General features: G+C 64.7%; 18 protein-coding genes and 1 tRNA gene. 5 read left to right on the plus strand and 14 right to left on the minus strand.

What is annotated here, in order from left to right:
• The first annotated feature begins 9 nt into the window (after window positions 1-9).
• Complete coding sequence (locus tag C8J47_RS08745) at window positions 10-666, plus strand: 2OG-Fe(II) oxygenase (RefSeq protein ID WP_121885431.1); 657 nt, start codon at window positions 10-12, stop codon at window positions 664-666.
• Between the two features lie 268 nt (window positions 667-934).
• On the opposite strand, the gene C8J47_RS08750 is transcribed toward C8J47_RS08745, so the two are convergent.
• Window positions 935-3,742: a TonB-dependent receptor domain-containing protein gene (locus C8J47_RS08750; RefSeq protein ID WP_121885283.1), complete on the minus strand. Its 2,808-nt coding sequence runs from the start codon at window positions 3,740-3,742 to the stop codon at window positions 935-937.
• A 106-nt stretch (window positions 3,743-3,848) separates the two neighbouring features.
• On the minus strand, window positions 3,849-5,477 hold the full coding sequence (locus C8J47_RS08755; protein WP_121885284.1) for a hypothetical protein: 1,629 nt from the start codon (window positions 5,475-5,477) through the stop codon (window positions 3,849-3,851).
• 309 nt (window positions 5,478-5,786) lie between these two features.
• Here C8J47_RS08755 and C8J47_RS08760 point away from each other — a divergent pair, with 309 nt between their 5' ends.
• Window positions 5,787-6,122 carry a DUF6481 family protein gene (locus C8J47_RS08760; RefSeq protein WP_121885285.1) on the plus strand — a complete coding sequence of 112 codons (336 nt, stop codon included), beginning with the start codon at window positions 5,787-5,789 and terminating at the stop codon, window positions 6,120-6,122.
• A gap of 308 nt (window positions 6,123-6,430) precedes the next feature.
• Here the strand turns inward: C8J47_RS08760 and C8J47_RS08765 are convergent, their stop codons facing one another.
• From C8J47_RS08765 to lon, 7 genes are all read right to left on the minus strand, one after another.
• Window positions 6,431-7,894 carry an efflux transporter outer membrane subunit gene (locus C8J47_RS08765; protein ID WP_121885286.1) on the minus strand — a complete coding sequence of 488 codons (1,464 nt, stop codon included), beginning with the start codon at window positions 7,892-7,894 and terminating at the stop codon, window positions 6,431-6,433.
• On the minus strand, window positions 7,894-9,510 hold the full coding sequence (locus C8J47_RS08770; RefSeq protein ID WP_107961914.1) for a DHA2 family efflux MFS transporter permease subunit: 1,617 nt from the start codon (window positions 9,508-9,510) through the stop codon (window positions 7,894-7,896). The genes C8J47_RS08765 and C8J47_RS08770 overlap by 1 nt, the downstream gene beginning before the upstream one ends.
• Before the next feature lies 1 nt (window position 9,511).
• Window positions 9,512-10,675, minus strand: a complete 1,164-nt coding sequence (locus tag C8J47_RS08775; protein WP_121885287.1) for an HlyD family secretion protein — start codon at window positions 10,673-10,675, stop codon at window positions 9,512-9,514.
• Window positions 10,672-11,310 carry a CerR family C-terminal domain-containing protein gene (locus tag C8J47_RS08780; protein ID WP_121885288.1) on the minus strand — a complete coding sequence of 213 codons (639 nt, stop codon included), beginning with the start codon at window positions 11,308-11,310 and terminating at the stop codon, window positions 10,672-10,674. Before C8J47_RS08780 ends, C8J47_RS08775 begins: the two co-directional genes overlap by 4 nt.
• 281 nt (window positions 11,311-11,591) lie before the next feature.
• Window positions 11,592-11,666: transfer RNA gene (locus C8J47_RS08785), tRNA-Val, on the minus strand.
• 67 nt (window positions 11,667-11,733) lie between these two features.
• The gene (locus tag C8J47_RS08790; RefSeq protein ID WP_056048186.1) at window positions 11,734-12,006 is read right to left on the minus strand and encodes an HU family DNA-binding protein; all 273 of its coding nucleotides are present in this window, start codon (window positions 12,004-12,006) and stop codon (window positions 11,734-11,736) included.
• 124 nt (window positions 12,007-12,130) lie between these two features.
• Window positions 12,131-14,524 (minus strand): endopeptidase La, encoded by a 2,394-nt coding sequence (gene lon, locus C8J47_RS08795; protein ID WP_121885432.1) that lies wholly within the window; start codon window positions 14,522-14,524, stop codon window positions 12,131-12,133.
• Between the two features lie 270 nt (window positions 14,525-14,794).
• Here lon and C8J47_RS08800 point away from each other — a divergent pair, with 270 nt between their 5' ends.
• The 3 genes from C8J47_RS08800 to C8J47_RS08810 are packed head-to-tail and all read left to right on the plus strand — an operon-like array spanning window position 14,795 to window position 17,216.
• Complete coding sequence (locus C8J47_RS08800; protein WP_121885289.1) at window positions 14,795-16,519, plus strand: M1 family metallopeptidase; 1,725 nt, start codon at window positions 14,795-14,797, stop codon at window positions 16,517-16,519.
• A 59-nt stretch (window positions 16,520-16,578) separates the two neighbouring features.
• A complete protein-coding gene (locus tag C8J47_RS08805) occupies window positions 16,579-16,833 on the plus strand; it encodes a hypothetical protein (protein ID WP_259467443.1) in 255 nt (84 codons plus the stop codon).
• Window positions 16,830-17,216, plus strand: a complete 387-nt coding sequence (locus tag C8J47_RS08810) for a cytochrome c family protein (protein WP_121885291.1) — start codon at window positions 16,830-16,832, stop codon at window positions 17,214-17,216. The genes C8J47_RS08805 and C8J47_RS08810 overlap by 4 nt, the downstream gene beginning before the upstream one ends.
• Window positions 17,217-17,218: 2 nt before the next feature.
• On the opposite strand, the gene C8J47_RS08815 is transcribed toward C8J47_RS08810, so the two are convergent.
• The 5 genes from C8J47_RS08815 to clpX all read right to left on the minus strand — a co-directional run bounded on the left by C8J47_RS08815 (window position 17,219) and on the right by clpX (window position 21,315).
• Window positions 17,219-18,343 (minus strand): calcium:proton antiporter, encoded by a 1,125-nt coding sequence (locus C8J47_RS08815; RefSeq protein ID WP_121885292.1) that lies wholly within the window; start codon window positions 18,341-18,343, stop codon window positions 17,219-17,221.
• 205 nt (window positions 18,344-18,548) lie between these two features.
• Window positions 18,549-18,872, minus strand: coding sequence for a hypothetical protein (locus tag C8J47_RS08820; protein WP_121885293.1), 324 nt, complete (start codon window positions 18,870-18,872; stop codon window positions 18,549-18,551).
• Between the two features lie 103 nt (window positions 18,873-18,975).
• A complete protein-coding gene (locus tag C8J47_RS08825; protein ID WP_147454298.1) occupies window positions 18,976-19,395 on the minus strand; it encodes a hypothetical protein in 420 nt (139 codons plus the stop codon).
• 4 nt (window positions 19,396-19,399) lie between these two features.
• Window positions 19,400-19,897 (minus strand): hypothetical protein, encoded by a 498-nt coding sequence (locus tag C8J47_RS08830; RefSeq protein ID WP_121885295.1) that lies wholly within the window; start codon window positions 19,895-19,897, stop codon window positions 19,400-19,402.
• 152 nt (window positions 19,898-20,049) lie between these two features.
• Window positions 20,050-21,315 carry an ATP-dependent Clp protease ATP-binding subunit ClpX gene (gene clpX, locus C8J47_RS08835; protein WP_056048170.1) on the minus strand — a complete coding sequence of 422 codons (1,266 nt, stop codon included), beginning with the start codon at window positions 21,313-21,315 and terminating at the stop codon, window positions 20,050-20,052.
• Between the last annotated feature and the right edge of the window lie 114 nt (window positions 21,316-21,429).

Raw genomic sequence — 21,429 nt, forward strand, 5'->3', positions numbered from 1 at the left:
AAGACGCGCATGTCCGATACTCTCCCCTCCAGCGGCTCCGGCCTGCCCCCCGAAGCGATCCTGGCGCGGCTGTCCGTGCCCGGCGTGCAGCGCGTACCGAGCCCCAAGCTCGACCTGTTCGTGCGGCGCGACTTCCTGCCGCCCGAGCTGTGTGCGGCGCTGATCGAGCGGATCGATGCGGTACGGCGGCCGTCGACGATCTCCGATTCGAACGGTGATGCGAGCTATCGGACGAGTGAGACGGGCGATCTTTCGCCGCTGGATCCGGTGGCGATCGACGTCGAGCGCCGGATCGCGGCACTGACCGGACTCGACCCGGTGCATGGCGAGCCGCTGCAGGGCCAACGCTATGCGGTCGGCCAGGAGTTCAAGGGACATACCGATTATTTCGAGCCGAACGGGGTGGACTATACGCGCTATTGCGGCGTCGCGGGGAACAGGACGTGGACCGTCATGATCTACCTGAACCGGCCGGACGCAGGCGGCGCGACGCGCTTCAAGGCGATCGACAAGATCGTCCAGCCGGAGACGGGCAAGCTGCTCGCGTGGAACAACCGGCGCGCGGATGGCAGCCTCAACCCTGCGACGCTGCATCACGGGATGAAGGTACGGTCGGGGGTCAAGTATGTGATCACCAAATGGTTTCGTGAGAAGGCATGGGGCTAGGCTTGGTCTAGGGCCATGATCGGTCGGACGAGAACGGGTGGATAGGCGCAGCGGCGGTGCCAGCGCCTCAGTACCTAGCCCCGTTAAAGCACCTCCCCGGCGAAGGCCGGGGTCCAGTTGGACAACGTTGCTGACGGAGGACGGCGCTACGTTACGCTGACCTTTCCAACTGGGCCCCGGCCTTCGCCGGGGAGGTCCTCTTCTTGGGAGGTCGGTCGCTCTGACTGCGCTCGCCACTGGAGCGCAACCTGAACGACCGCCCCCTTCCTCAGAACGTCGTGCTGATACCCAGCGTGAACACCTGACCCAGATTGTACCGGTTGATGTACACCTTGTTGCCGTTCTCGAACGTCTGACCTTCGCTGAACCACGTCTTGGTGAGGTTGCGCGCCTCGGCCTTGACCTCGAATTTGGCACCGCGCAATTCGATGCCTTGGCGCGCGACGAGATCGAGGCGGATGCCGGGCCTTTCGATGATGTCGGGCAGGAAGCCCGCGCCACCGAGGTTGGACGGGCCGCGGTTCGTTACGCGGTCGCTGGCATAGTTGAACAGCAGCGTGATCTGCGACAGCCGCTTGGTATCCTCCAGCCCAAGCTGGACGTTGACCAAGTGATCCGACTGACCGGTAAGCGGCGCGCCGTCACGGAAATTGCCCGTCGCGGGCGCAAACCCGGTATCGCACCCTGCGACCTTCGTGGTCTGGTCGACCACGTTCGGCACGCAGGTGTCGTCCACCGTGATCGACGAGTTCGTATAGGTGTAATTGGCGATGAACAGCAGGCGCCGTGTCGCGAAGAAATCGCTGCCGAGCGTGTCGAGCGGCACGTATTTCTGGAACTCGACCTCGCCGCCGTACAGCTTGGCCTTGGGCAGATTGGTGAAGCCGGTCTGGAGACGATCGTCGGCGCCGGTGTAGAAACCGACCTGCTCGATCGGCTTGTCGATCCGCTTGTAGAACGCACCGAGCGTGAAGCGCTGGTCACGCGCGAAGAACCATTCGTACCGCGCATCGAGATTGTACAGCTTGGTATCCTGCAACAGCGGGTTACCGAAGAACAGGCGATCCGACTCGGGATCGCGGAACTGCTGCGGCGCAAGCTCGCGGAACTGCGGGCGCGAGATCGTCTTCGATCCACTGACGCGAAACTGCATGTCAGGCGCGAAATTCCAGGTCAACGTCGTGGCCGGCAGGAAATAGTCGTTCTTCAGGCGCGTCGTCGCGGAATCGATCGGGGTCACCCGCTCGTCCGCGGTCTCGTAGCGGACGCCGATCGTCCCGCGGATACCGTCGGCGACCTCGGCTTCGGCCTGGACATAGCTTGCATTAATGCGCAGCGACGCGTCATACTGGTACGCGCCGAGCGGGGTGTTGAACTGCAGTTCCAGCGAGTTGTTCGGATCGTTCGTGTCGATCGCGAGCAGATAGTCCGGGCGCAGAAGATTGTAGGGATAACCCGGCGCGGTGCCACCACCGCGTGGCGTCTGGTAATTGAACTGAAGACGCGACGACGTACGCTTCGTGTCCGAAAAGAAATAGCCGGTCGAAAGCGTTACCGGCCGCGCGGTCGACAGCTTGTAGGCCAGATCAGCCTGCCCGCTGTAGAGGTCCTCCTTCAGTTCGCTGAAGATGATCGACGCGAACGGCGAGAAGCGCTGGGTCACCTGGTAGGCGCCGTTGCACTGCGCGCCCCCGGTGCCGTTCGGATCCTGCACGGTGATCGGCAGACCCGTCGTGGTGGTGTTCGAGCAGAGGTAATCGAACTGCCGCTCATACGGCGCGTTGCGCTTCGAATTTGCGTAGGCGCCGCGGACGTCGAGCGTCAGCGCGTCCACCGGCTTGAACGCGCCGACCAGCTGAGTCTCGAACAACTGGCGTTCGAACCAGTTGGTATTCTGCTGGAAGCGCAGACCGCTCGAGTTGTTGTAGGTGGTCGCCGCCGACCCGCGCGCCTGCTTGAGCGTGTCGTGGATGTAGACGTTGGTGAGCTTGACGCTGTTCTCGCCGAACTCGTAGCCGATGCCGAGCAGTCCGTTGGCGACCATGCGGTTGTCGGTCAGCAGCGTCTGGAAATCGTTGCGCAGCAAGCCCTCGGGCGTCACCGAATCCTGCTGCGTGATGTTGCGCGTGCGGAAGGTGTTGCTCGCGCTGACCGATGCGATCACGCCGAGCCGGCCCGATCCGATGTCGAACACCGTACCGCCGCTGATCTCGCCCGAGAAATTGGCGGGGAGCTGGTTGTTGCGCTGGAGCAGCGAGGTCGAGGCGTTGCTGAGCGTCGCGGCCTGCGCGGCGGAGATGTTGCCGTTGCCCTTTGGCGCATCCTTGATGAAGCTCGGCACCTTGCGGGTGCCGTCGTCGTAGCCGATCCAGTCCTTATCGCCGCCGTAATAGGTGTAGCCGAGCTCGCTGGTCGTCGCGGTGTCGGCTGAAACCGAGCCGCCGAACGACAGGAAGTTCTTGTCCGGGATCGTCTTGGTCGTGAGGTTGATCACGCCGCCGCCGAATTCGCCGGGATAGTTCACCGAATAGGTCTTCTGGACCAGCGCGGATCCGACGATCGTGGTCGGGAAGATGTCGAGCGGGACCGAACGGCGTAGCGGCTCGGGGCTCGGCAAGGGCGAACCGTTCAGCAGCGACGAGGAGTAGCGATCGCCGAGACCGCGGACATAGACGAAGCCGTTGCCGACGATGCTGAGACCGGTGACGCGCGACAAGGCGCCGGCGATGTCGCCTTCGCCGGTGCGGGCGATGTCCTCGGTCGACAGGATCGACACGACCTGCGGCGTCGCACGGACGAAATTCGGGATGTTGCGGCCGACGACGACGATATCCTCGCCGCCATTGGGATCATAGCCCGGCGTCGACACTTCGGCCTGCGCACCTGCGGCCTGTGCACCTTCGGCCTGTGGCGCAGACGTGTCCACCGGCGTCGAGGTAGGCCCCGTCGGTGTGGTCGAGGCGGGTGGCGATGCGGCGGGGGCCGGTGCGGCGCCGCCGGTTTGGGCCAGCACGGCCGGCGCGACCAGCTGCGAGGTCAGGAGAAGTAAGGTGGCATAGCCGAAGCGCGTTTGCATGGCCGAATATCCAGATCAGGGGTCTATGGGCGAATGCCGGGGCGGTCTTTGGAACCGCCCCGGCATCGCTGCTCACATCATCGACTGCGGAGAGCCGACCGGAGGCTTACCGGCCGTTGCAGTTGAAGTAGACCGAGGTGAAGATCGGCGGGCCAACGTCCTGCTTCGACGCATCGGCGGCGCGGATCGTCGAGCGATCGGCCTGGCTGGTTTCCTGCGCGATCAGGTTGAGGCAGGCGACGGTCGCCGGCGTCTTCACGATACCGTTGATGAAGCGCATGTCCGACCCGCCACGCTGGCGGATCGCGGCCGGCGCAAGCGCGGTCTGGACGAACGTGAAGTTCGAATACTGGCCGAAGGTCCGCGGCAGCAGATCCTCGGCACCGTTCGAGTCGATCTCGGTCGAGAACGAGTCGGCGGTCGCACCCAGCAGACGCTGCGCGGCGATGATGAACTGCATGAAGCCGCGATAGCCGTTGTCGATATCGTAGCCGTCGTCGTCCGCGCCGGTGACCGCGAAATACTTGATGTTCGTGGTGCCGCCGAAGATCTCGATGCCGTCATCGGCCGAATTGTGGCTCTGGACGTGATCGATCGTCGTGCCCGAACCGGTGCCGCCCAGCGTCAGGCCCTGAAGCTCGTTGCCGTCGCTGATCGCGATGCCGCTGTAGCGGATCTGGACATACTGCATCGTGCCGCTGTTGTCCGCGGCGGTCGGGCCACCGTAGAAGCGCCCGGTGACGCCTTCGATCGCCTGCTGGCAGGTCGTGCTGGTGCCGCCCGCATTGTTCGGACCGGTGCCGGTGGCGCAGACCGCGACGGGGGCGCGGCCGAGCAGGATGATCCCGCCCCACTGGCCCTGCGTCGCGTCGCTGACGCCGTTGGCGGTCAGGTTCTGCTGCGACGTGAAGATGATCGGCGCGTCGCGCGTGCCGACGGCGCTGATCTTCGACCCGCGGTTGACGAGCAGGAGGTCGGCGGTGACTTCGGTCGAGTCCGCCGCGACGATGACGCCCGGCGCGATCGTCAGCGTCACGCCGGTATCGGCACCGGTCGTGCCGACATCGGCACCGACTTCGGTCTGGCCGCGCAGGCGGTAGAACACGCCGGCGATCTTCGGCAGCGTCAGGCTGGACGAGATCACGGTCGGCAGGCGGCAGGCGCGGAACGTCTGGACCAGGCCGTCGTCGATCGTGCCGGTCGGGCATGCTGCGGCCGAACCGCCAGTGCCGACAGCGGGAACCGCGGTGCAGCTAGCGGTCGTGGTGCCGCCGAACTGTGCCGAGGTCGAGTTGCAGGTCCATCCCTGGAACGCGGTGTCGGACGGTCCGTTCAGCGCGCCGACGAAGTTCGTGCTGGTGAAGAACGGGTTGATCGACGACGGGTCGGTCGCGGTCGTAGCGGACGTCGCGGCGGTCGGGTACACGCCGGTCAGGACGTTGGTGCCGCTGACATTGTTGTTGGTGCCGGCATTGACGATCGCAAGCTGCTCGTCGGCGCTGATCGTGATCGTGCCGTCCGAGCGACCGCCCGAGGTCGAGGCGAACTGTGCGGCGGTAATCGCCGTCGGCGTGGGCGTCGGGGTTGCCGGTGTTGGCGTCGGCGTGGCGGGCGGCGTGATGATCACCGTGCCTGCGCCTGGCGATGCGACATCGTCGGCGCCACCGCATGCGGTGAGTGCGAGGCAGGCCGTGCCGGTCAGCAGGATCGTGCCGAGGCGAGTAAAGCTGGTCATGCGAAGGACTCCCGAGTCGTACCGTTGATTGTTCGGATCGACCCAGGCTCCCCCCTGCCGACCGTGACATGGCGGTTAGGCTGGCCAGATGACGCTGCGATGCGATTTGGGTTACGCTTGCATGACTATGATGTGACGGTTCGATGACGGCCGATCGGGATGCTGCCGCCATACGGGGTTGAAAACCGCGCTATCGAACACATCTCTTCCGATCCGGCGCGCGATGATTTACAGGCGCTGCCAGCGTCACCGTTCGCGCAACCCTGCGTCCGAGCGGTCAGGCCTTCATTACAGGATTATTCGACGACAATGGCCTCTTTCAAGGACCCCAGTTTCCAGGACCGCACGAGCAGCGCAGCCGCCGCCAAGCAGAAGGCGCTCGAAGCGCTGAAGGCGAAGCCGCCGATCGACGAAGCGGTCGTTGCCGAGCGCCTTGCCGCACGCGAGGCCAAGGAATTGGCCGAGCGCGAGAAGCGCGCTGCCAAGCGTGCTGCCGAAGACGAGGCGAAGGCTTTGAAGAAGGCTGAAGCCGAGGCCGCTGCTGCGAAGAAGCGCGAGGCCGAGGCGAAGGTCGAATTGACCGACGCCGAGAAGAAGGCGATTCGTGACGCTAAGTATGCGGCGCGGAAGAATAAGAAGAAGTGATTTTCGCGGGGCGGTCGTGTGGCCGCCCCTGTTTTCTGAATAACGCCTGCTCGCTGAAAGCACCTGCCCAAAAAGACTACCACCCCGGCGAAGGCCGGGGCCCAATTGGCAAGGTCGCAGTGATGAAGCGCACACCTAGGTCACCGACGTTTCCCAATTGGGCCCCGGCCTTCGCCGGGGTGGTGCTCGTGGAACGGGTGCAGTCCACTAACTAGCTTGTTCTCCCGCGAAGGCGGGAGTCCAGTCTGGGCTCCCGCCTTCGCGGGAGAACAATTAGGTGTGGGTAGCGGACGAGGTGAAGCGCGCTCCTACTCCGCCTGCTCCCAACCCCCACCCAGCGCCTTGAACAGCGCTACCGTCAGCTGCCGCAACTGCGCATCGCTCGACACCAGCTGTTCGCGCGCCGTCAGCACATCCGTCTCCGCATTCAGCAGCGTCGTCTGCGCCACGAAGCCGGTCCGGTACTGCGACTCCGCCGCGTTCGCGCTGCTTTGCGCATCGATCACCGCGCGCTGCAACGCCGCGTTCCGACGCCGCTCGGCAGCGATCTGCGCAAGCGGGTCCTCGACGTCGCGCAACGCCTGCAACACCGTCGAGCGATAGCGGAGATACGCTTGCTCGCGGTCTTCCTCGCGCGACTTCACGACCGACTTACGCCGGCCCCAGTCGAGCAACGGGAACTGCGCAGCGCCCGAAGCGGTCAGCTGGAGGCTGTCACCCGAAAACAGATTGCCCAAAGCGGTCGAGATCAGCTGGCTCATGCCGGTTAGGCTGAACTTCGGATACATATCCGCGACTGCCACGCCGATATCCGCGGTCGAGGCAGCCAGATCGCGCTCTGCCCCGCGGATGTCGGGGCGACGGCGCAACAGTTCGGAAGGCAACCCGGCCGGGATCGTCGGCACGCCGAGCGGGGCGACCGAAGGCGCCGCGAGTTCGGCCATCAGCGTCGCGGGCGGCTCGCCGAGTAGGATCGCCAGTGCGTGCATGCGGACGTCGACATCGGCGCGGACCGGCTCGGCGCGCGCCTGTGTCGACGTAATCGAAGCGCGTTGGCGAGTGACGTCGATCGGCGGGACGAGGCCGACCTTCGCGATGTTGCCCGCGATCGTCAGTGCACGTTGCTGGTTGGCGATCTCGCCCTCGATCGTCGCAAGCTGCGCCTGGTCGAGCCGAAGCGCAAAATACGCCTGCGCGACTTCCGCCGCGAGCGTCACCGCCGCGTCGCGCTTAGACCAGACCGCCGCTTCCGTCCGCGCCCGCGCGCCCTCGGTGCTGCGCCGGACGCCGCCGAACAGGTCGAGCTCCCAGCTTGCGTCGAACCCGACCGAGTAAGTCGTGATCCCGCTGCCAGGCAAAGCGATGCCGCCGGTCGAGCCGGTGCCGCCTGCCCCCGTGCCGCCGCTGAACGCGCGTGCGATCGACGAGAGGCCGGCATTCTTGCTGAACTCGATATGGCTCGGGCTGGCGCTCGCGTTGACGCTCGGCAATCCTTGCGAGCGCGCGACGATCTCCTGCAACCGTGCCTGCCGCACGCGCGAGGCGGCGATCGCGATGTCGGGATTGCCTTTCAGCGCGCGCTCGACGAGGCCGTCGAGTTGCGGATCGTCGAACGCCGACCACCAGCGTGCCGGATCGACGGTCGCACCCACTGTGGCTTGCGGACCGACGAACGCCGGCGGCACCGCCATCTCGGGGGCGACGTAATTCGGGCCGACGGTGCACCCCGCGAGCAGGGCCGCAACCGCAACCACCATGAACCGCGCACGCATCAATGCATCCCTCCCGAGGGCGCGCCGCCGGTCTTGCCGGAGCGCATGAATAGAACCAGTGGCGCGACGCACAGCACGACCACCATCATCGCGCGGAACACGTCGAGGAACGCAAGCATCGTCGCCTGCCGCTGCATCTGGCTGTAGAGAACGGCCAACGGCGTCGTCGCATCGCCCTGCCCGCCGAACACGCTTGTCGCCTTCTGCATCCAGTCATTGTAATTCGGATCGAGCGGGTTGAGCGTCTGCGTCAGTTCCGACTGGTGCCGCTGCAACCCGCCTGCGAGCTGAGTCTGTGCAAAGCAGATGCCGATCGTCCCACCGAGATTACGCGAGACGTTGAGCAGGCTCGACGCCTGTGCGGTCTGCGTCTGCTTGAGCCCGACATAGGCGATCGCGTTGATCGGCACGAACAGGAACGGCAGCGCCATCGCCTGGAACAGCCGTGCGAACGCCGCATCGGAGAACGCGATGTCGGCGGTCAGGTGGCTCATGTTCCACAGCGCAAACGCCTGCACCAGCAACGCCGGGAACAGCAGGAAACGGACGTCGACCAGCCCGCTCAGCCGCCCTGCGAACGGCACCATGACGAGCGTCGCCAGACCACCCGCGGTCAGCGCGAGGCCGGCGTCGAGCGAGCTGTAGCCGAGCACCTGTTGCAGCATCTGCGGTATGAGCTGCGTGGTGCCGAACAGAATCATGCCGGTGACGCCCATCACGCCGATCGTCAGCGCGAAGTTGCGGTTCTTCATCAGCTTGAGGTCGATCACCGGGTCCTTATGGTTCAACTCCCAGACGACGAGCGTCACCAGCGACACCGCGGCGATGATCGCCGACATGACGATGAAGCCGCTCGCGAACCAGTCCTCACGCTCGCCGCGATCGAAGGTGAGTTCGAGGAAGCCGAGCCCGAGCGCGACCAGCGCGACGCCGACATAGTCGATCGTCAGGCCGTTCTTGAACCGCTCGTCTCGGTCCTTCTTCACCTGGTCCGGCTCGTCGACGAACGTCTCGACCAGGAACCACGCGGCGATGCCGACGGGGACGTTGATCAGGAACACCCAGTGCCAGCTCGAATATTCGACGATGTATCCGCCCAGCGTCGGCCCGAGCACGGGGCCGACGACGACGACGATCGCGAACGCGGCGAACGCCATCCCGCGTTGCTTGGGCGGAAAGGTGTCGGCGAGGATCGACTGTTCGACTGGTGCCAATCCGCCACCACCGATGCCTTGTAAGACGCGGGCGACGACGAGGGTGCCGATGTTCGGCGCGAGGCCGCAGAGCAGCGAGGCGAGCGTGAACAACGCGATCGAGAGGAGGAAATAGCGCTTCCGGCCGATCGCGTCCGACAGCCAGCCCGAGATTGGAATGACGATCGCGTTGGCGACGAGGTAGCTGGTCAGCACCCAGGTCGCCTGGTCGGTGGTGATCGACAGCCCGCCCGAGATATGATCGAGCGCGACGTTGGCGATCGAGGTGTCGAGCACCTCCATGAAGGTCGGGATCGAGATGATCGCGACGATCAGCCACGGGCTGTACTTGCCCGCCGCCGACCGGCTCGGCGACCAAGTATGGCCGCCTCCCGCATCGGCTTTTGCAGGAGCTTTCGCCACCTCAGCGGACCTTGACGGTCGGCACCACCGACATGCCCGGGCCGATCGGATAGCGCTTTGGATCGGGGCCGTTCTTGGCGTCGAACACGATCCGCACCGGCACGCGCTGGACCACCTTCACGTAGTTGCCGGTCGCGTTCTGCGGCGGCAGCAGGGCGAACGCCTGGCCGGCGCCGCGCTGGATCGAGTCGACATGGCCCTTGAAGTCGACGCCGGGATACGCGTCGACGTGGATGTCGACGGGCTGGCCGATCCGCATCAGGGTAAGCTGCGTTTCCTTGAAGTTGGCGGTCACCCACATTTTGTCGGGGATGATCGCCATCAGCTGCGTGCCGGGCGCGACATAGGAGCCGACATTGACCGAGCGGTTGACCACCTGCCCTGCGACCGGCGCGGTCACGCGGAGATCGCCGATCGTGACGTTCGCCTGGTCGACCTGCGCGCGACGGGCGTCGATCACCGACTTGGCCGCGCCAACCTGCTTCCTGGCGACGCTGATCTGTGCAGTGGCGGTGTCGATCTGTTCGCGCGCGGCAGCGGCATCGGCGGCGGTCTGGCGAGCGGTAGCGCGCGCCTGATCGAGCTGTTGGCCGGCGACCGCGCTCGGATCGAGCCGCAGCAACGCCTCGTAGCGCGCGAGATCCTGCTGGGCCTTTACCGCCGCCGCCATCGGCACGCGCGCCTGGGCGGCCGCCTGCTGGCGTTGCGCCTCGGCGGCGGTGACCTGCGCCTGCGCCTGCGCGAACTGTGCGCGGGCCTGCGATTCGTTCGCCTGCGCCTCGACGACCTGCGCATGGCGGCCCGACGACTTGATCACCGCAAGCAGGCGGCCCGCTTCGACGTGACGGTTGTCGATATCGGCGACCTGCATCAGCGTGCCCGCGACCTGTGGCGCGAGGCGGACGATGTGCGTGTCGACGAAAGCATCGTCGGTCGACTCGAACTGCCGCGCGTGCAGCCAATAAAGCACGCCGCCGATGATCAGCCCGCCGACGACGATGACTAGGATGATCCAGAACAGCGGCTTCTTGAACACCGACGGCTTCTTGTCGTCCTCGGACTCGTCCTGCTGTTCGGTGTCGGACTGCTGGTCCTCGCCGTTCGGATCGTCCTTGCGATCCTCGTCGTCGTGGTCGGTGTCGGAGTGGTTCGTCTGGTCGGTCATGCCTGGCCCTGTTCTTCAGCACGCATCGAATCGAGAATGGCGTCGATATTGGCGTCGATCCGCGCCTTGATATCGAAGATGTCTTGGGGTTCGAGCGAGTCCCGCTCGAGCAGTTTGAGGCAGGTCGCGCGGTTCGCCCGCAGCGTGATGACCTGTCCCATCAAGGTGATCGTCGCGATCCTGCCAGTGCGGATCTCGGCGCAGCCGGTTGCGATGCAGACGAGGTCGCTGAGCCGGCGCACCATCTGGCCCATAACGCCGCCGTAGATGCGCTCGAACGCTTCGCTCGGCTTCATCTGTTCGCGCAGGACGAACAGCGTCCAGTCGGCACTTTCGTTGCTCGCCATCTTGTCCGCCAGCCGGCCGAAGATGCGGTGGATCTGGGCGCGGGCTTCGCTGGCATCGTCCGCTGCGACGTCGTGCGACAACTCGGACGGGTCGCCCATCACCGCGGACATGCGCTCGGCGATCCGGTCGGCGGCCGCGAGGTACAAGCCCTCCTTGCCGCCGTAATGATAGGTGATCGAGGACATCGCGGTGCCCGCGGCGGCGGCGATCCCGCGCGTGCTCGCCCCCTCCAGCCCCTTGGTGCCGAATTCGCTGATCGCGATGTCGAGGAGTCGGGACTGGACCACGGAGGGCGTTTAGTTCGATCGAACGAACCAGCCTAATGAAGAAGCTGTCATGTTGTGCGAAGGAGTGATCTTTGCCGGGTGCCCCGCCACGCCCCCCCCCCGGCATCCTGACGAAAGTCAGGATCCAGTACCAAGAATGATTGCGCTTGATTACCGTGGATCCTGACTTTCGTCAGGATGACGGACGAGGGTTAATGGTGCGTGCTGCGTGATCACGCTACCCCGACCCACGCCCGAAACAGCAACGCCGGCCCCTTCGTGCGAAGGGACCGGCGTAAATCTGGTGGGCGCGGCTGGGATTGAACCAGCGACCCCACCCGTGTGAAGGGTGTGCTCTACCACTGAGCTACGCGCCCGAAACTCGTTCGGAAGCGGGCCTTTAGGCAGACCCCGTCCACCTGTCCAGCCCTATCGACACCGGTCCTAGTTGACCGCGTCCTTCAGGCCCTTGCCGGCCTTGAACTTCGGCTGGGTCGACGCCTTGATCGTCATCGGCTCGCCGGTCCGGGGATTGCGGCCGGTCGACGCCTTGCGCTTCGAGATCGAGAACGTGCCGAAACCGACCAGACGAACCTCGTCGCCCTTCTTGAGCGATGCCTCGATCGCGTCGAACACCGCCTCGACTGCCTTGACCGCGTCGGCTTTTACCAGCCCGGACGTGTCGGCAACCGTCGCGATCAGCTCCTGCTTGTTCATATAATCCCCCGGAAAAAACTCGAATCAGCCACGATGGACTCGCGACTGCACTCAGCGCGCAATAATGCGGCGGCCCCGTCTGCTGTCAAACGAAACCGCCGCGTCATGGCTTACCAAACATGGATCAGTGGTGAAGGCCACCCCCGACCGGCGCGATCGGTGCCGGTGGCAGCGCCGCCAGCTCATCCGCATCGGTCCACTCGATCGCTTCGAGTGGTTCGGTCAGCGCCAAACGAAGAACCTCGTCGACATGCGAAACGGGGATGATCTTCAACCCCGCCTTGATGTTCGCCGGGATCTCCGCGAGATCCTTCTCATTCTCCGCGGGGATCAGCACCGTCTCGATCCCGCCACGCAGCGCGGCGAGCAGCTTCTCCTTGAGACCACCGATCGGCAGCACGCGACCACGCAGCGTCACCTCGCCGGTCATCGCCACCTCGCGCCGAATCGGCACGCCGGTCAGCGTCGAGACGATCGACGTGACCATGCCGATACCCGCCGACGGACCGTCCTTCGGCACCGCACCCTCAGGCAGATGGATATGGATATCCTTCCGCGCGAACAGGCTCGGCTTGATCCCATAGCTCGGCGCGCGTGCCTTGACAAAGCTGAACGCGGTCTCGATCGACTCCTTCATCACGTCGCCGAGCTTGCCGGTAAGCTTGGCCTGCCCCTTGCCCGCGACCGTCACGCTCTCGATCGTCAGCAGCTCGCCGCCGACCTCGGTCCAGGCAAGCCCGGTGACCGCACCGATCTGGTTCTCGGTCTCGCCGAGCCCATGACGATACTTCTGGATGCCGGCATATTCGCCAACGTTCTCGGGCGTGATCGTGACGCTGGTCGTCTTGTTCTCGAGGATCTGGCGCAGCGCCTTGCGGCACAGCTTGGCGATCTCGCGCTCCAGCGTACGCACGCCGGCCTCACGCGTGTATTGCTGGATGAGCGTACGAAGCCCTTCCTGCGTCAGCGTGAACTCGCCCGGCTTCAGGCCGTGCGCCTCGATCTGCTTCTCGACCAGATGACGCTCGGCGATCTCGACCTTCTCGTCCTCGGTATAGCCCTCCAGACGGATAATCTCCATCCGGTCGAGCAGCGCCTGCGGCAGGTTCAGCGAGTTCGCCGTGCAGACGAACATCACGTCCGACAGGTCGATATCGACCTCCAGATAGTGATCCTGGAACTTGCCGTTCTGCTCCGGATCGAGAACCTCGAGCAGCGCCGACGCCGGATCGCCGCGGAAATCCTGACCGAGCTTGTCGATCTCGTCGAGCAGGAACAGCGGGTTCGACGTGCCGGCCTTCTTCAGGTTCGTCACGATCTTGCCCGGCAGCGAACCGATATAGGTGCGGCGATGCCCGCGAATCTCGGCTTCATCACGCACGCCGCCGAGCGACTGGCGGATGAACTCGCGCCCCGTCGCCTTGGCGATCGACTTGCCGAGCGAGGTCTTGCCGACACCCGGAGGGCCGACGAGGCACAGGATCGGCCCCTTGAGCTTGTTGGTGCGCGCCTGGACGGCGAGATACTCGACGATCCGATCCTTGACCTTCTCGAGCGCGTAGTGATCCTCGTCCAGCGTCACCTGTGCGGCGGCGATGTCCTTCTTGATCTTCGACTTCTTGCCCCATGGGAGCCCGAGCAGCACGTCTAGATAATTGCGCACAACGGTCGCCTCGGCGCTCATCGGCGCCATCGTCTTGAGCTTCTTCAGCTCCGACGTCGCCTTGCCGCGCGCCTCCTTGCTCATCTTGAGCGTCGCGATCTTCTGCGTCAGTTCGGCGATCTCGTCGCCTTCGCCCTCGCCGTCCTCGTTGCCGAGTTCGCGCTGGATCGCCTTCAACTGCTCGTTGAGGTAATATTCGCGCTGCGTCTTCTCCATCTGGCGCTTGACGCGGCTCTTGATCTTTTTCTCGACCTGCAGGACGCCCAACTCGCCCTCCATCGCCGCGAACGCCATCTCGAGGCGCTTCGACGGGTTGGTTTCGAGCAGGATCGCCTGCTTCTCGGCAACCTTGATCTGGACGTTCGCGATCACCGCGTCGGAGAGCTTCGACGCGTCCTCGATCTCGGACAACTGCACCGACGTTTCCGACGAGAGCTTGCGGTTGAGCTTGGCGTAGTTCTCGAACTGGTCGACCACCGAGCGCATCAGCGCGATGAGTTCCGGTCCTTCGACCTCGGCATCGGCGACCGGCTCGACCGTGGCGGTCAGGAAGTCGCCGCTTTCGTCGAGCGTTTCCAGAGTCGCGCGTCCCTTGCCTTCGACGAGCACGCGAACCGTGCCGTCGGGGAGCTTCAGCAGCTGGAGCACGGTCGCGGTGACGCCCATCGAATAGAGGTCGTCGCGCGAGGGATCGTCCTCGGCCGGGTCGACCTGCGCAACGAGATAGATCTCCTTGTCCGCCGCCATCGCCGCTTCGAGCGCGGCAACGGATTTATCGCGGCCGACGAACAGCGGCACGATCATGTGCGGGAACACGACGATGTCGCGAAGGGGAAGGACGGGGTACTGGGTCATGAACGCTCCGGTGGGTGCCTGCATGGGGGCATAATCTAACAGCTTATATGGTGAGGATGAACCGTCCATCAATTGCTTGGCGATGGGATCGGTACGATCCGGTCCAAAACGACGCCACAAAGACCCCGTCACCCCGGACCTGTTCCGGGGTCCACGGTTCCGCGAACTCACGTCTGTCGAGCGTGCGGAACGGTGGATGCCGGAACGAGTCCGGCATGACGGAGGCACGGCAGGACTTGTGTCGCCCTTAGCTACGCGCGAGAACGCGGCATGATCTCGCGTTTTCTCCTCGCCGCCAGCGCCACCGCGCTTCTCGCCGCCGCCCCGCTTCCGAAAAAGGGAGAGCCGGCGATCACTGCGCAGACGCAGCGTTCGGGGGGGGTTCTCACGCCCGAGCAGACCGCGCTACGGTTCGACAGCGCGGACCTGGCGTTCGAAGTGTTGCCCGAGACGGAGAGCCTGAACGGCGTGGCTACGCTGGTCTTTACGGCGAAGGCCCCCCTCACCCGCCTGCCGATCGACCTCGACCGCAATCTGCCGGTCAGCGCGATCGCGATCGACGGCGTGCCACTCGCTTCGTCGGCGTGGAGCAATCCCGAGGGACGGCTCACAATCACGCTGCCCAAGCCGGTCGCAGCCGGCGGCAAGGTCACGGCGAAGATCACCTATGGCGGCACGCCGCACGTCGCGGTGAAGGCACCGTGGGACGACGGCCTGGTCTGGTCGAAGACGCCCGATGGCCGGACGTGGTTCGCGACGACCGCGGAAGGCTATGGCTGCGACCTGTTCTGGCCGTGCCTCGACTTCCCGACCGGCGAGCCTGCGCTGGTGACGCTCCACATCACCGTGCCGAAGGGGCTGAAGGCACCGTCGAACGGCGTGCTGCTCGGCGTCGATACGCTCGCGGACGGCCGGACGACGTGGAACTGGCGCGCCAAGCATCCCAACACCTATGGCATCGCGCTGAACGTCGGGCCGTATGAGGAGATCAGCGGCGCGTACAAGAGCCGCTTCGGCAACAGCATCCCGATGTATTACTGGTATCTGCCGGGCGAGAAGGTGCAGGCCGAAAAGCTGTTCGCCGAGTTCGCGCCGACGCTCGATTTCTTCGAGAGCATGATCGGCCCCTACCCGTTCGGCGACGAGAAGCTCGGCGTGGTCGAGACGCCGCACAAGGGCATGGAGCATCAGACGATCAACGCCTACGGTAATGGCTACGAGAAGGCGCCGGAGGGGTTCGACTGGCTGTTCCAGCACGAATTCGCGCACGAGTGGTTCGGCAATCAGCTGACCGCCGCCAACTGGGACGATTACTGGCTGCACGAGGGGTATGGCACGTACATGCAGCCGCTCTATGGCCAGTGGCGCGAGGGGCGTGCGCGGTATGCGGCGATGATGCAGGGCGAACGCACCTCGATCATGAACCTCAAGCCGATCACGCAGCAGCGCGTCACCACCGAGGAGGAGGTGTACGAACTCGACAAGGGCGGTGCGGGGCAGGACATCTACTACAAGGGGTCGTGGATGCTCCACACGCTGCGGAGCCTGATCGGCGACAAGGCGTTCTTCGACGTGACCCGGCTGGCGGTGTACGGGCGCGCGGACCCGAAGCCGGGGAATTTCGCGCCGCGGTTCGGGTCGACGAAGGAATATGAAGCGCTCGTCCGGAAGGTGACGGGGAAGAACTATGCGTGGTTCTTCGACGTGTATCTCAGGCAGGCAGCTTTGCCTGAACTGGTCGAGACGCGGACGGGGAATACGCTGGCGCTGGCGTGGAAAGTGCCGGGGAACGGCGCGTTCCCGCTGCCGGTGCAGGTGCAGATCGATGGCAAGACGCGGACTTTGCCGATGACTGGGGGGAAGGCGATCTTGTCCGTCCCGGCGGGCGCGCATGTCGTGATTGATCCTGACGCGCTGGTCTTGCGGCGTAGTGTGGCACTGGAAGACGTGGCCGCCTGGAAGGCCGCGCAAGCTGCGAAGGCCAAGCCCCAATGAGCGACTCGTCCGTGTTCCCCCGCGAAGGCGGGGGCCCAGGGTCCCGAGAGACAACGCCCGTGGCTCCTGGCCTCCTGCGTGCGCAGGAGAACATTTGGGCGTGTCGCGCGGCGGAGATGGCAGCGATCTTCATGGTTGGGGACGGGTTGATCGGCCTCCTCCAACCCCGCCGCCACGTCGATCTCTGGAAGGACGATGCGCTCGGGACCGAGAAACTCGTGAAGCCGTTCGTCGACCGCCCAGGCCGCCGTCGCCTCTACGCCGTCGCGCAGATCGCCGCCGGCCTCGCCTTGGCCGCACGCCAGAAACGATGACCCTGCCGGGGTGGCCCCTGCTGGCATTGGCGCTCGCCGGCTGCGGTTCGAGCCCTGACGCTGGCACGACCAGCCAGATCGCCAGCGGCGAACGCGTCTTCCGCCGCTGCACCGCCTGCCACACGATCGGGCAATATGCGGGCGATACCGACGGTCCGAACCTCTACGCGGTCATGGGCAATCCGATCGGCGAGCGACGCCCGCGCTTCTCCTACACCGCCGGGCTGAAAGCACTCGGCGGCAACTGGGATGCCAAGCGCATGGACGCGTGGCTCACCAACCCGCGCAAGATGGTGCCCGGCACGACGATGGCGTTCGCTGGCCTTCCCGACCCAAAGGACCGCGCCGCCGTCATCGCCTACCTATCGACGCAGGGCCCCTGAGCTTACGGCACCACCGTCGTGAACAGATAGGCGGCGAAGATCACGAGGTGAACGACGCCCTGCAACACCGTCGTCCGCCCGGTGCCGAGTGATAGCGTGGCGACGAACAGAGACAGCGCCAACAGCGTCATGCTCTTCGCGTCGATGCCGAGCGCAAGCGGCAGGTCGAGCACCAGCGACACGATCGCCACGCTCGGGATAGTCAGCCCGATCGTCGCCAATGCCGAGCCGAGCGCGAGGTTGAGGCTGGTCTGCAACCGATTACGCCGCGCCGACTTGTAGGCTGCAAGGCTTTCCGGCGCGAGCACCAGCGCTGCGATCACCACGCCCACCACCGTCAGCGGCAGGCCGGCACCGAGCACCGCGGCTTCGATCGTCGGCGACAGCGTCTTCGCGAGTAGCACCACCGAGACGAGCGCCACCAGCAGCGCGGCGAAGGCGATGCCCGTCGCGCGGCCCGATGGCGGCGCAGCGTGATCGTCCTTGTCGTCGGTCGACGGCAGGAAATAATCGCGGTGGCGTACCGTCTGGACCAGCACGAACGTCCCGTAGAGGATCAGCGACACGACCGCGACGAAGATCAACTGCGACGATGCGTAGGTCGGGCCCTGTGTCGACGACGTGTAGTTCGGCAGGATCAGCGACAGCACCGCCATCGCCGCGAGCACGCCGAGGGCGGCGGTCATGCCCTTCAGCGTGAACCGCTGCTCATGATGCCGCACCGCGCCCGCGAGCAGGCAGATGCCGATGATGAAATTGAGGATGATCATGATCGCCGCGAACACCGTGTCGCGCGCAAGCGTGGTCGCGTCGCCGGCGTTGGAGAGCATCAGCGATACGATCAGCGACACCTCGATCACGGTGACCGCGATCGCGAGGACCAGCGTGCCGAACGGTTCGCCGACCTTGTGCGCGATGACTTCCGCGTGATGCACCGCGGCGAGCACGCTGCCGATCAACACGATCACGGCGGCTGCGGTGCCGAGCGTACCCATCTTGGCGAGGCCGACGAGGACGGCGAGTAGCCCCAGGCCCGGCGCGATCAGCGTCCAGATCGGGAGCGCCAGACGGTCCGGCATCGTCTCCGCCACGTGTTCGTTCGGTCGGTCGGCCACTTCGATCGTCATGCATGCTCCCTCGTTCCACTTAAATAACGAATGCGCGAGGGGCGCGATGGGTCCGCGTGACAGTGTTTCGTGCGCAGCAAGCTCGCCACAAGGTCGGCGCCAAAGGGCATTGAAGGTTGGTCGGCGTGTTTCATCCGGCCGAGGATATCCGGCTTTCTCATTCACCTTCGCCGGTCGACCCGGCCTTCGCCAGTCGCCCGTTCGTCTAACGGATCAACGCGTCCGGCAGAATCGGAAACACCTGATATACGGCCACCACCAAACCCAGCCATATTGCAGCCACGAACAGGCTCCCCGGCCAACCCGATGAAGGCAATTTCGTGCCAGCCTGCCCAAGCCAATAGTGTGCGCGTCGGCGACAAAGCCGTAGCAGGGCGCACCGGAGCAGCGACGACATCATCCAGTCAAACTCGCCCCAGACCGCATCGGCCAAGATATGGATCGGCGCTCGCTGATAGAAGCTGAGTATCTGTGCTGCTACGCGCCGTATCGGATCGATCGCCCGGTCGCCGCCGAGCCTGAACAGCACGTAGTCGGAACCTGTTCTCGTCACGCGTTCGAGAGAGCCCGGCAACGTCGTACTACATGCCACCTGCTCAACTGATCGACCTTAGTCGTACGGGAGCGAAGGCTCACGGTCGTATGCGGAAGGCGAACACATCCGGATACAACCGCACTACGTAAGGGCCAATTCCGGCAGCGGCCAGCAGCAGCACCCCCACGATGACGAGCGACCAGACAGTTGTCGCATTACCGGTGGCGCCGGCTTCGACGACGTGTGCCGTCGCGACGGCTTCACCAGGTTGATACCGCACGGTCACTTGCTGACCTTTGTCCAGGCCCGCCTGCGTGTTCGCCGGAAAGGTGAAAGGCGATCCTCCGCGTGGTGCCACCGTCACGATCGCATGATGTGGCCCATCCGCCAGCGTCGTCACCACTCCAGGCGCCGTGATGGTCGCACGATCGACCGTGGGCGGGCTTGTCGCGATCTTGAACGCCGACACAAAGCAGACTGCCGCGAGACAGAGTATAAAGAAGAGGGTTACCCGCATCTGCTCACCCGATATATCCGAGATACCCCGTGCCGCCCGCAACCAGACCCCGCGTATCCCCCTGCCATCCGATCACAGCGCTGGGGTTCAGCGGACCGACCCCGCGTAGCGTGTCGATGATCAGCAAGGCCGGATTGGTCAGATCGATGAAGGCTTGTGGGTTCAATCCGCAAAGGAAGAAGCCGAAACTACGTCCCTTGATCGGCGATGAAATCCCGACGTCGCCCATGATGCACGGCCCGATGAAGTCTGCCCGGGTGAGTTCACGGTGAGCGGCAGCGGCGCCCTTCATGATAAAGCCATCATTCCAGAGCGAGGTGGGAGCGCCGCTGCCGTTGAAGGCCCGCCCGGACAGCCATCGACCGATCGTCCCACCCAATTTCGGTACTTTCAATCCCGGGGTGCTGAGCCCCGCACCGACACCGCCATAGTGGAACACCTGACGCTTGGCGTTCGGATCGAACAGCTTCAGGACGCCGCCGGAGACCGCGACGACATCCAAGCTTAATCCGCCGCCGCCCGAGGTCTCCCATCGCCAAGCCGATCGTCCTGATACGAAAAACATCGCTCCCCCAACACCTACCATGCGATACTATTCGACCTATTGCGACATCCAATCCGCGCTGGCGCCCACTTCGTTAGCGTCGGGAGGGATCAGGCGGCGTCGCCGGTCTTCTTCTTCTCGGCATACACCCGGATCGGTTCCTTGCGGCCTTCGATCACGTCCTTGTCGATCATCACCTCGTCGACACCGTCCATGCCGGGCAGGTCGAACATCGTGTCGAGCAGGATGCTCTCCAGGATCGAGCGCAGCCCGCGCGCGCCAGTCTTGCGTTCGATACCCTTCTTGGCGACCGACACCAGCGCGTCGTCGGTGAAGCCAAGCGCGACGTCCTCCATCTCGAACAGCTTCTGGTACTGCTTGACCAGCGCGTTCTTCGGCTCCTTGAGGATCTTCACCAGCGCGTCGACATCGAGATCCTCGAGCGTCGCAATCACCGGCAAACGGCCGACGAACTCGGGGATGAGCCCGAACTTGAGCAGATCCTCAGGCTCGACCGACTTCAGCGTCTCGCCGGTCTTGCGCTCGTCCGGGCCGGCGACATACGCGCCGAAACCGATCGACTTACCCTGTAGGCGATCACCGATGATCTTCTCGAGACCCGAGAACGCACCGCCGCAGATGAACAGTATGTTGGTCGTATCCACCTGCAGGAATTCCTGCTGCGGATGCTTGCGGCCACCCTGTGGCGGCACCGACGCTGTGGTGCCTTCCATCAGCTTCAGCAACGCTTGCTGCACGCCCTCGCCCGACACGTCGCGCGTGATCGAGGGGTTCTCGGCCTTGCGCGAAATCTTGTCGATCTCGTCGATGTAGACGATCCCGCGCTGCGCCCGCTCGACGTTATAGTCCGATGCCTGGAGCAACTTGAGGATGATGTTCTCGACATCCTCGCCGACGTAACCCGCTTCGGTCAGCGTCGTCGCATCGGCCATCGTGAATGGCACGTCGAGGATGCGCGCGAGCGTCTGCGCGAGCAGCGTCTTGCCGCAACCGGTCGGCCCGACCAGCAGGATGTTCGACTTGGACAGTTCGACATCGGCACCCTTGGCGCCATGGTTGAGCCGCTTGTAGTGATTGTGCACCGCTACCGACAGCACGCGCTTGGCGCGCTTCTGACCGATCACATAATCGTCGAGGACATCGCAGATCTCCTGCGGAGTCGGCACGCCGCCGTCCTTCTTGGACACCAGCGCAGACTTCGTCTCCTCACGGATGATGTCGTTGCATAGCTCGACGCACTCGTCGCAGATGAAGACCGTCGGCCCGGCGATCAACTTGCGGACCTCGTGCTGCGACTTCCCGCAGAACGAGCAATAGAGGGTGCTCTTCGAGTCGCCACCGCTCAGCTTCGTCATTCAATCACCTCTCGCGCATGTCGGTGCACGTGCCGTTTCCGGGGCCGCTACCGTAACGCACCCCGGAGTTCCTACAATCAAATAAACCGGCGGGGTTTACGATTCACCCCATGC

It is taken from the genome of Sphingomonas sp. PP-F2F-G114-C0414 (assembly GCF_003688595.1).
Taxonomy (GTDB): Bacteria; Pseudomonadota; Alphaproteobacteria; order Sphingomonadales; family Sphingomonadaceae; genus Sphingomonas.